This is a genomic window from Anoxybacillus sp. J5B_2022, assembly GCF_026847645.1.
Taxonomy (GTDB): domain Bacteria; phylum Bacillota; class Bacilli; order Bacillales; family Anoxybacillaceae; genus Anoxybacteroides.
Genome location: NZ_JAPSMC010000084.1, coordinates 1 through 9,518, shown reverse-complemented (window position 1 = coordinate 9,518; position 9,518 = coordinate 1). Strand labels below are relative to the sequence as shown.

Annotated in this window: 9 protein-coding genes and 3 pseudogenes; 5 read left to right on the top strand and 7 right to left on the bottom strand. The window is 43.2% G+C overall.

Annotated features, from left to right (window positions below; translation table 11 throughout):
• The 4 genes and pseudogenes from M4I42_RS15585 to M4I42_RS15570 form a co-directional block, all read left to right on the top strand.
• Window positions 1-239: pseudogene (locus M4I42_RS15585) on the top strand (ABC transporter ATP-binding protein); the annotation flags it as partial.
• Window positions 190-1,110, top strand: coding sequence for an iron-hydroxamate ABC transporter substrate-binding protein (locus M4I42_RS15580; RefSeq protein WP_268852990.1), 921 nt, complete (start codon window positions 190-192; stop codon window positions 1,108-1,110). The pseudogene M4I42_RS15585 and the gene M4I42_RS15580, both read left to right, overlap by 50 nt.
• Before the next feature lie 68 nt (window positions 1,111-1,178).
• The gene (locus M4I42_RS15575) at window positions 1,179-2,189 is read left to right on the top strand and encodes a FecCD family ABC transporter permease (protein ID WP_268852989.1); all 1,011 of its coding nucleotides are present in this window, start codon (window positions 1,179-1,181) and stop codon (window positions 2,187-2,189) included.
• A complete protein-coding gene (locus tag M4I42_RS15570; protein ID WP_268852988.1) occupies window positions 2,186-3,190 on the top strand; it encodes a FecCD family ABC transporter permease in 1,005 nt (334 codons plus the stop codon). The genes M4I42_RS15575 and M4I42_RS15570 overlap by 4 nt, the downstream gene beginning before the upstream one ends.
• Before the next feature lie 22 nt (window positions 3,191-3,212).
• Here M4I42_RS15570 and M4I42_RS15565 read toward each other — a convergent pair.
• From M4I42_RS15565 to M4I42_RS15540, 6 genes and pseudogenes are all read right to left on the bottom strand, one after another.
• Window positions 3,213-3,806, bottom strand: a pseudogene (locus tag M4I42_RS15565) (MerR family transcriptional regulator); the annotation flags it as partial.
• Window positions 3,807-3,921: 115 nt separating this feature from the next.
• Window positions 3,922-4,548: a response regulator transcription factor gene (locus tag M4I42_RS15560; RefSeq protein ID WP_268852987.1), complete on the bottom strand. Its 627-nt coding sequence runs from the start codon at window positions 4,546-4,548 to the stop codon at window positions 3,922-3,924.
• Between the two features lie 13 nt (window positions 4,549-4,561).
• Window positions 4,562-5,569 (bottom strand): sensor histidine kinase, encoded by a 1,008-nt coding sequence (locus tag M4I42_RS15555; RefSeq protein WP_268852986.1) that lies wholly within the window; start codon window positions 5,567-5,569, stop codon window positions 4,562-4,564.
• Entirely contained in the window at window positions 5,566-6,291 is a 726-nt protein-coding gene (liaF, locus tag M4I42_RS15550) for a cell wall-active antibiotics response protein LiaF (protein ID WP_268852985.1), read from the bottom strand. Before liaF ends, M4I42_RS15555 begins: the two co-directional genes overlap by 4 nt.
• 73 nt (window positions 6,292-6,364) lie before the next feature.
• Window positions 6,365-6,988 (bottom strand): PspA/IM30 family protein, encoded by a 624-nt coding sequence (locus M4I42_RS15545; protein ID WP_268852984.1) that lies wholly within the window; start codon window positions 6,986-6,988, stop codon window positions 6,365-6,367.
• 14 nt (window positions 6,989-7,002) lie between these two features.
• Window positions 7,003-7,353 carry a lmo0954 family membrane protein gene (locus M4I42_RS15540; RefSeq protein WP_268852983.1) on the bottom strand — a complete coding sequence of 117 codons (351 nt, stop codon included), beginning with the start codon at window positions 7,351-7,353 and terminating at the stop codon, window positions 7,003-7,005.
• A 169-nt stretch (window positions 7,354-7,522) separates the two neighbouring features.
• Here M4I42_RS15540 and M4I42_RS15535 point away from each other — a divergent pair, with 169 nt between their 5' ends.
• Complete coding sequence (locus tag M4I42_RS15535) at window positions 7,523-8,464, top strand: transcriptional regulator (protein ID WP_268852982.1); 942 nt, start codon at window positions 7,523-7,525, stop codon at window positions 8,462-8,464.
• Window positions 8,465-8,537: 73 nt separating this feature from the next.
• Here M4I42_RS15535 and M4I42_RS15530 read toward each other — a convergent pair.
• A pseudogene (locus M4I42_RS15530) lies at window positions 8,538-9,359 on the bottom strand (M20/M25/M40 family metallo-hydrolase).
• Between the last annotated feature and the right edge of the window lie 159 nt (window positions 9,360-9,518).

Genomic DNA, 9,518 nt, shown 5'->3' with positions numbered 1-9,518 from the left:
CCGCCCGCTTTGCTGACTATATCGTTGCTTTAAAAGACGGAAAAATCGTCAAGGCAGGTACTTGCGAAGAAGTGATGACTCCCGATGTTCTCGAGCAAGTATTTCACATCGATGCAGTAATCGGTCGCGATCCACGTACAAACAAGCCGATTTGCATTACATACAATTTATTAAAAGGAGAAGAGAAACATGAGAAAACTGCTTATTCCGTTCATGTTAGTGCTGCTATTTATCGCTAGCGCTTGCAGCGGAAACACAACAGAGAAAAACAGCTCTACTGCAAAAGAACCGAAAAAAGAAACAATTACGTACCAATCCGAAAACGGCTCAATTGAAGTGCCAGCCCATCCGAAACGGGTTGTTGTTTTATCTTCTTTTGCTGGTCACGTCATGGCGTTAGGGGTAAATCTAGTAGGGGTCGATTCATGGTCAAAAATGAACCCTCGCTTTCAAGACAAATTAAAAAATGTTGAAGCAGTAACAGATGAAGATATTGAAAAAATTATGGAACTAAAGCCAGATTTAATTATCGGGTTATCAAATATTAAAAACGTTGATAAACTAAGCAAAATTGCGCCGACAGTCACATACACGTATGGTAAAGTTGATTACTTAACACAGTTTTTAGAAATTGGCAAACTGCTCAATAAAGAAAAAGAAGCAAAAGCTTGGATCGACGACTTCAAACAACGAGCACAAAAAGCTGGGGAAGAAATTAAAGCAAAAATTGGCGAAAACGCCACTGTTTCCGTCATTGAAAGCTTCGATAAACAGCTTTATGTATTTGGGAATAACTGGGGAAGAGGAACAGAAATTCTTTACCAAGAAATGAAGTTGAAAATGCCAAAGAAAGTTGAAGAAATGGCGCTCAAACCAGGATATTATGCACTATCGCCAGAGGCTCTCCCTGAGTTTGCTGGGGACTATTTAATCGTCAGTAAGAACCCTGACGCTGATAATTCCTTCCAACAAACAGAAACATATAAAAACATCCCTGCCGTGAAAAACGGGCACGTCTTTGAAGCAAACGCAAAAGAATTTTATTTTAATGATCCAATTACATTGGATTACCAGCTTGACTTCTTCATCAAACATTTCTTAGGAAAATAAGAAAGCGAGGGCGAGGATTATGTAAAGTCCTCGCCCTTTACGTATGTCAGAAGAAAGAGAGGATAACGATGGCAACTAAAAAAGCTTTCCCCCTTCCGTTTCTTTACAAGCTGCTCATTTCATTGATTGTCCTTGGCGCGATGTTTTGGACGGCGCTCATATTTGGAGCAGTCGATACGACCATTCGCGACGTATGGATTGCTATTACGTCGCATACGAAAGAAGAACGGGCGCTAATGATTTGGGAACTGCGCATTCCACGTGAAATTGCTGCCGCTTTCGTTGGGGCTGCGTTATCCATTTCTGGAGCGGTCATGCAAGGAATGACGAGAAACCCGCTTGCAGACCCGGGATTACTGGGGCTAACTGCCGGCGCAAATGCCGCTTTAGCCATCACACTCGCCTTTTTCCCTGCCGCCAATTATCTTTTGATTACGATGGCGTGTTTGGTTGGGGCAGCAATTGGGTCGATGGTCGTCTTTGGCATTGGCGCCGTAAAAAAAGGAGGATTTTCACCGTTAAGAATTGTATTAGCTGGCTCTGCGGTTTCGATGTTTTTATACGCTGTAGCAGAAGGCATCTCGCTTTATTTTAAAATTTCGAAAGATGTATCGATGTGGACAGCTGGCGGAATGAGCGGAACGACATGGAAACAGCTGCAAATGATCACCCCATTTCTCGTAGTAGGGGCAGTAATTGCGTTTTTCTTTGCTAGACAATTAACAGTGCTCAGCTTAAACGAAGAAGTGGCGATTGGATTAGGGCAAAAAACAATACAAGTTAAAACGATGCTATTTATTGCCGTTTTATTGTTAGCTGGCGCTTCCGTCGCACTTGCTGGAAACATGACCTTTGTCGGCTTAATGATCCCGCACATCGTACGGGCAATTGTCGGAACAGACTATCGGTTCATCTTGCCAATGTCCGCTACGGTCGGGGGGGCATTTATGCTTTTGGCAGATACACTTGGTCGTACGATTAACGCACCGTACGAAACACCTGTCGCCGCTATTGTTGCGGTCATGGGCTTGCCTTTCTTTTTGTTTATTGTCCATAAAAAAGGAGGGACGTTCTCATGATTCAACCAACGCTCCTCAAAAAGCAACGCCTTCTTATTTTCAGCCTACTCATCCTTATTGGAGCGACGATCTTTATCGGGATGGGGACAGGAGTGGCCTCCCTTTCATTTTCTCGGATTCTCCCGACCCTTTTTGGGGAAGGAACGTTTAAGGAAGAGTTTATTTTATTTTCCGTTCGTTTCCCGCGCATTATTATCACGTTACTCGCAGGGATGGCACTGGCATTGTCAGGAGCAGTTTTGCAAGGCATCACCCGAAACGACTTAGCTGACCCTGGCATTTTAGGGATTCATTCTGGGGCAGGGGTAGGAGTGGCGATTTTCTTTTTATTTTTTCCTGTTGATGCAACTGCTTTCGTGTACTGGATTCCGCTCGTTGCTTTTGTCGGGGCATTATGTACAGCGTATATGATTTACATTTTATCGTACAAAAAAAACGAAGGACTTCAGCCAGTAAAAGTCGTGCTCATCGGAGTCGGATTTTCGCTGGCGCTCTCTGGGGCGATGATTATCCTTATTTCATCGGCTGAACGGACAAAAGTAGATTTTATTGCCAAATGGCTCGCCGGAAATATTTGGGGAGATGACTGGCCATTTATTTTCGCCTTGCTTCCTTGGCTGATCGTGCTTATCCCATTCATTTTTTATAAAGCAAACCGGCTCAATGTATTGGAATTAAGCGAGCAAGCCGCGATTGGAATTGGCGTCGCAATGGAAAAAGAACGCCTTTCGCTTCTCATCGCAGCTGTAGCGCTCGCTGCTTCGGCCGTTTCCGTCACTGGAGGAATTGCCTTTATTGGGCTAATGGCTCCGCATATGGCAAAATCGCTCGTCGGACCGCGGTACCAGCTTTTCCTTCCACTCGCGCTTCTTCTCGGCGGCTGGCTTTTACTTTTAGCTGACACCATTGGACGAAACCTCGTCGATGTGTCCATCCCTGCCGGCACGATTGTTTCTTTCATTGGTGCACCGTATTTTGTTTATTTATTGTTGAAAAAATAAGGCGAAGAAACTGCTCTTCGCCTTATTTTTTTCCTGTATAAATGAAAATCGCCTCGCGGAAAAATTCCGCCGTTCCTGGTTGTTTTTGATCGTAGTATGCTTTAAATCGTTCGTCATCGACATACATTTGTGCCAATCCTGCATGCGCTTCTTTTGAGTAATGGTCCCAGAAATACCCTAACCATTGACGATGCAAATCCGCTGCTTTTTGAGCAAGCTCTCCCGCTGGGTCGCCAGTCAAAAACGCCTCATGCAATACGCGCAATACTTCTTCACCGAGTTTTGTTGCTTCTTCGTATTGTGCTTGCGTCATGTTTTTTACTTTTTCGTTTGATTTGTTCACTTGCTCATCGCCGTATTTTTCCCGAATTTCTTTGCCATATTTTCGTTCGTTTTCGTCAATGAGCTGCTGCTTAAACGCCTCAAATTTTTCTTTGTCGCTCATGATGATTCTCCCTTCTTTCGCTAATAGCGTTTTTTCAACATTGGCGATTAACGCCTCTAATCGCCTCCGTTCTGCCAAGAGTTTCTCGCGATGTTGTTTTAACGCCTGTACGTCGTCAAATGACGGGGACGTGATCATTTGCTTAATCGTTTCTAAATCAACGCCAAGTTCGCTAGTTGCTTCACCGTATATTCCACGCGCTCACCTCCTGACAATTTCACTATAAACGTTTACGTAACGTCAATGTAAAGCAAAAAATAAAAAAATCTCGCCATAAAAGCGAGCGTTATTTGACTAATCCGTGTTTAAACGCATAAATGACCGCTTGCGTTCGGTCTTGGACGTCTAGTTTCGCTAAAATGTTGCTGACGTGGACTTTGACCGTTTTTAATGAAATAAACAACTCCTCGGCAATTTCTTGGTTCGTTTTTCCTTGTGCTATAAGTAATAACACTTCCATTTCGCGGCTCGTTAGCTGTTCGTGTGGAAGCGATTGCTTTCGCCTATTGTTCATCATTTTTCCCGTCACTTCTGGTTCGAATACCGATTGCCCATGAAATGTAGCGCGAATCGCATTCGCAATTTCGCTCGCTTTCGATGTTTTTAACATATAACTGACGGCACCTGCTTCAATCGCTGGATATACTTTATCATCGTCTAAAAAACTTGTCACAATCATAATTTTCGCTTCCGGCCAAGCGCTGATAATTTGTTTCGTCGCTTCAATGCCGTCCATCGGTTCCATCACTAAGTCCATTAAAATCATATCTGGACGAAGTTGCAGAGCAAGTTCCACCCCTTTTTCCCCACTTTCTGCTTCCCCGACGACTTCCATATCCGGTTGGGCAGATAAGTACGCGGAAACGCCAAGCCGCACCATTTCATGGTCATCGATAAGCAATACTTTAATCACCCTGCTTCCTCCCTTACACAAGCGGTACTTTCACTTCTAGTCGAGTCCCTTTATTTTTTATACTTACGATTTTTAACGTCCCACCAATTTCAGCCGCTCGTTCATACATATGTTGCAAGCCATAAGAGCCGCTTTTTGTTCGTTCGACATCAAAGCCAACTCCATCATCCGACACGCGCAAAAGGACAAACCCATCTCGCTCAAGCAACAACACTTCTAACATCGTCGCTTTCGCATGACGAAGCGTATTGGACACCGATTCTTGTAAAATGCGAAATAAATGATCTTCCACTCCACGGTCGAGCGTCACGTCCTCTATTTTCCACTTCATCTCCATCGGCACTTTTTGTGCAAGTTCCGTTAACAGTTCCTTCATCCCGTCTTGGAGCGATTTTCCTTTCAGCTGCACAGGCCGTAAATGCAACAATAATGCCCGCATTTCCAGTTGGGATTGGTGAATCATTTGTTCGACGAGCTTCAATTGCTTTTTCCCTTGTTCGCTTCCTATATACGTTTCCATGAGCGCGGACATCATCATCGACGCGGCAAACAGTTGCTGGCTCACCGAATCATGCAATTCGCGCGCTAGACGGTTTCGTTCTTCTGAAATAATTCGCTCGATGAGTTCTTCTTCGTTTTCCACTTTTTCTGTCGCTAGTTTTTGGGTACGCTTCGTTTGTTCGAGCCAATGTTTTTGTAGCTTTTCTATTCTCTCCCACACATCGTTCAGTTCTTTTGCTGTTTGTTTGCGTGATAGCTCTATATTCCCTTGTTCCATTTGAAGCAACGCATGTTCAATCGCTCGCCATTGTTTTCGCCAAAACCAATCGAATGAAATGCCAAAAAGCACGCCAATAAACCCGCTTGCCATAAACAAAAAGATGACAAACGGCACTCCAAGCACCGTTTCGTTCCATAGTGCCGACCATTCCGTAGGCGGAAACGTGAGAACGTATGAAAGAAATAATACAACCGAAACGGTAAAAGCGAGTAGAAGGGCCCCAACAATATGCCGGCTCATATCCGTTTCACCTCAACATTTCCAATCGCCATCGAGGTGATGATTTTTAGCTTCTGCTCGGCAGTTTCATACGCTGGCGTTTGATAAATAAACGTTTGATTCCATAGCCGCTCCGTCTCTCTTGAAAAAATAGACACTGCCCCAAACAGTACGGAATGAACGACACTCACTTCCATTTCGTACGGAACGAAAATGTGCACATTGCCAATCCAGCCGCGAACAACGATGACCGCTTCTCCTTTCGGAACGACCGCATAGCTTAAATCAATGACCGTATCGCCAATGCCTGTTTGAATGTTCACATCGCTCCATTCATAAGCATGCTCCGGTGTTTTTTGCCGACCGAACAACATGTTTTGAAAAAGCGGCTGACGAAAAACGAGTTCTGTTTCTGCATGGCTTGTTTCCATCTCTGGACGAATAACGGCAGGATGGCGCTTTGACTGCGCATACTGGATGATGGCGTAAAACAGTAGCGCGACAAGCAAAAACCTGACCGTGATCATCGTGAACACATGGACAACAACACCAATGCACCCAATCCAAAAAATAATTTTCCCAAGTTTTCGGTGCCATTTCTTTCTTCCTATATAAATGAAACCTGCAGAGAAAAGAACGGAAAAAACGATGCCTAGATGAAAAAACGAAATTTCCATCGCGAAAACAATGAGCGCAAGAAGCACCACCCAACTCACATAGTCGGTTGTTTTTTGTTGATTCATGGGGCACACCCCTTTCAGCTATAACTCGATAAAACGAAAAAGGCGCAACAACGTACGCCTTTAGCATATATGTTTATTGTTCTTGCTGCAACCGCTTTTCTAATTCGGCAATGCGAGCATCGATCGTATGTCGATAGTAGTCTGACTGCACTTGTTGCTCGAGGCGCTCTAAATACGATTCCGTATCCGCAAACGCAGAAAACGCGGGGTTTGCATACCCATCTAATACGCGATTCATGCGGTAATGCGCCCGTGCGATATTTTCTCGCCCCATGAGCTCCATGCGCCGCATATGCATATCTTTTAATCGATGTTTCATTTGTTCGTATTTCTTTTCTAGTTCCAACAACTGTTCGCTTGTTTGGTCTAGCAGTTGCTTTAATCGCGCCGCCCGCTCTTCGTACTGCATATGCTCATGAGACGCAAACGCAAACAGCTCGGATTCTCCTGCTTTTGAGGCAATGTCCGCCTGTTTTTTCCGCTTTTCCGCAAGCTGCACAGCTTCGCGATATTCGCGCGTAAACTGCTCTTTCAACAAGTATTGACGCTCAAGCAACTTCCGTACTTTTTCTACTTCTTGTTCGCATTGGCGTAAGTATTCATTTAACACCGCAATCGGATTTTTCTTTTCTTTTTCATCCAACCATTCATGAATATCTGCCGCAATCATCGTTTTCACGCGAGAAAGTAAACCCATTGTTCTCCACTCCTTTAATAATGTTTTTGCAGTTCTGCCCATTGTTTTTCAAAGTGAACGAACGGATCGTCAACCACTTGCACTACTTCTTTCGGTTCGTTCCATTTTTTATACAAGACATAAAGCACATACGCTGCTACAATGGCAACAAGCGCTGGTACATTCGAGACGCTCGCCATAAGCGCAGCCAAACCAATGAGCGCCCAAACGATTTTGCCGAACGTCGAATCGGCTTTGAAAAACTTCTTGACCGCATAATACAAAATCGCCAAGCTGATCGCTAACCCAACGAGCGGTCCAAGGTGAAACATAAGCACGAGCACCGCAATTCCACCTGCAAACAATAGCCCGATTTTTTTTAACATCACTTTCGCCTCCTTCCTTGCTTTCATCTTACCGATTCTCATCTTTCTTCATCATGTCCCATAGCTATATTTTCAACTACGACTCAAGACGTATTTTTAAATGATGAAAGTCGTTTCAATTCTTATGCGAAGGAGGTATAATGGTAATAAAACAGGAGTGTGCATAAGCATGGCACGAGGCATATCGTATCAAGCGAAAGATATTTTGTTCAAATCATTAAGTGAGTTGTACAAAAATCAAGCGCTCGATGTATACGGACTCTACGGACTTCCTAAAATTAAAGCATTGTTACCAAATGAGTTTCCAGCTGTCCAAGCGAGCACGAAACGATCGGATACGCTATTTCTTCTTGAAGACGACTCCATTCTTCTACTCGAATATGAAAGCAACAATCGATTTATCGCTAACCATCTAAAGTACCTCGATTATGCTTACCGACTATTAGACACATACTATAAAACAGAGAAACAAATTCGACCGATTCGTATTGTTGTTATTTACACGAGCGATGTCACACATGTAGAGGAACAACTACATGCAGGAGATGTATTCCTTTCCTCAAAGGCAGTATTACTTTGTGAATATAACGGCGATGCGATTTTCCATGCAATTGAAGAAAAAATTCGCAACAACGAACCGTTAACTGCTGAAGAAACGATGAAACTAATTCTCGTCCCACTTATGCATAGCCGCTACGATCGACAAACGATGATTGAAAAAACGATTGGACTCGCAAAAGAAATCACAGATGAGCCGACACAACTGCACATCATCGCTGGCGTTTTAACAGCTACCGACAAATTTATTGACGAACACTATGCAAAAAAAGTAAAGGAGTGGATGAAAATGAACAAAGTCCTACGCTTGCTTGTCGAAGAATTAGAACAAGAAAAAGAAGCAGCAGTAAAGGCTGCAATGGAAGAAATAGAAGAGAGAATGAGACAAACATTGCAAGAAACAGAAAAGAAAAAAGCAATCGAAATCGCTAAAAATCTTTTAGATGTTTTACCTATTCACGAAGTAGCAAAACGAACAGGTCTTTCGATTGCGGAAGTTGCTGACTTAGCAAAAGAAATGGAGGCATCGCTTAACAAGAAAGAGCCGCAATAAAACAAAGCGGCTCTTTTTGTGAGCAATTTCATTCGGGTAATGGAACACCATATTGTGGCTAAACACACCTGTTCTACAAATTGCAAAAAACCTTCTCCATATTAATAAAAAACCAAGAGAGTGTTCGCCATCCTTTTTCGAAGTTTGTTAGAGAAAAATGCTCATTCGGTCCATGCACGTTTGCGGTAGGCAGTCCAAATCCCATTAGAACAATTGGGATTCCAAAACAACTGGCAAGCATCTCTACTACAGGGATTGAACCGCCAGCGCGAATCCATAAAGCTTCTTTTCCGTATCCATAGGTATAAGCTTGTTTAGCTAATTGCATTACCGGGTGATTAATTGGTGCAACATAAGGGCATGCCTCACTTTGTTTTTTTAAAGTGACTCGCACCCCTGCAGGTGTATTTTGCAAAACATGCCGTTGGATTAGTTCAAATATTTGTTCAGGTGTCTGATTAGGCACAAGCCTACATGTGACATGCGCAACGGCACGACTAGGGATAATCGTCTGATTATTCCCCCCTGAAATTCCATTTACCTCTATCGTTGGACGTATCCATTATCGTTCAACCGTGGAAAAACCTAATTCGCCAAATAATGCAGGAACACCGAGTTGTTCAGCTATTTCTTCGTCATCTACATGTAATGATCGCATTTCTTTTCTTTCCTGATTTGTAATCGGTACTACCTCGTTATAAAAATCATTAACGGTGATTCTTCCGTGTTTATCTTTCATAGATTGGAGCAATTCGATAAGGGCGTGAATAGGGTTTTGAACAGCACCACCATAGAGACCCGATGGCAAGTCTTTGCTTGGTCCATCAACAATTATGTCAAATCCTAAAAGTCCTCGTAGTCCCGCACAAACGGAAGGTTGATCTTCGCTAAGCATGGCTGTATCTGAAATTAGTACGAAATCTGCATCTAACCTTTCTTTATAGCTCTTTAGAAATGATAAAAAGTTTGGACTCCCAATCTCTTCTTCCCCGTCAATTACTATCTTCACATTAAAAGGGAGGCTTCCTTTTGCTTTTACCAATGCATCTAATAA

Bases quoted from the DNA above. Each gene is read 5' to 3' on its own strand.
- M4I42_RS15580 (WP_268852990.1), top strand. From the start codon at position 190: ATGAGAAAACTGCTTATTCCGTTCATGTTAGTGCTGCTATTTATCGCT.
- M4I42_RS15575 (WP_268852989.1), top strand. From the start codon at position 1,179: ATGGCAACTAAAAAAGCTTTCCCCCTTCCGTTTCTTTACAAGCTGCTC.
- M4I42_RS15570 (WP_268852988.1), top strand. From the start codon at position 2,186: ATGATTCAACCAACGCTCCTCAAAAAGCAACGCCTTCTTATTTTCAGC.
- M4I42_RS15555 (WP_268852986.1), bottom strand. From the start codon at position 5,569: ATGAGCCGGCATATTGTTGGGGCCCTTCTACTCGCTTTTACCGTTTCG.
- liaF (WP_268852985.1), bottom strand. From the start codon at position 6,291: ATGAATCAACAAAAAACAACCGACTATGTGAGTTGGGTGGTGCTTCTT.
- M4I42_RS15545 (WP_268852984.1), bottom strand. From the start codon at position 6,988: ATGGGTTTACTTTCTCGCGTGAAAACGATGATTGCGGCAGATATTCAT.
- M4I42_RS15540 (WP_268852983.1), bottom strand. From the start codon at position 7,353: ATGTTAAAAAAAATCGGGCTATTGTTTGCAGGTGGAATTGCGGTGCTC.
- M4I42_RS15535 (WP_268852982.1), top strand. From the start codon at position 7,523: ATGGCACGAGGCATATCGTATCAAGCGAAAGATATTTTGTTCAAATCA.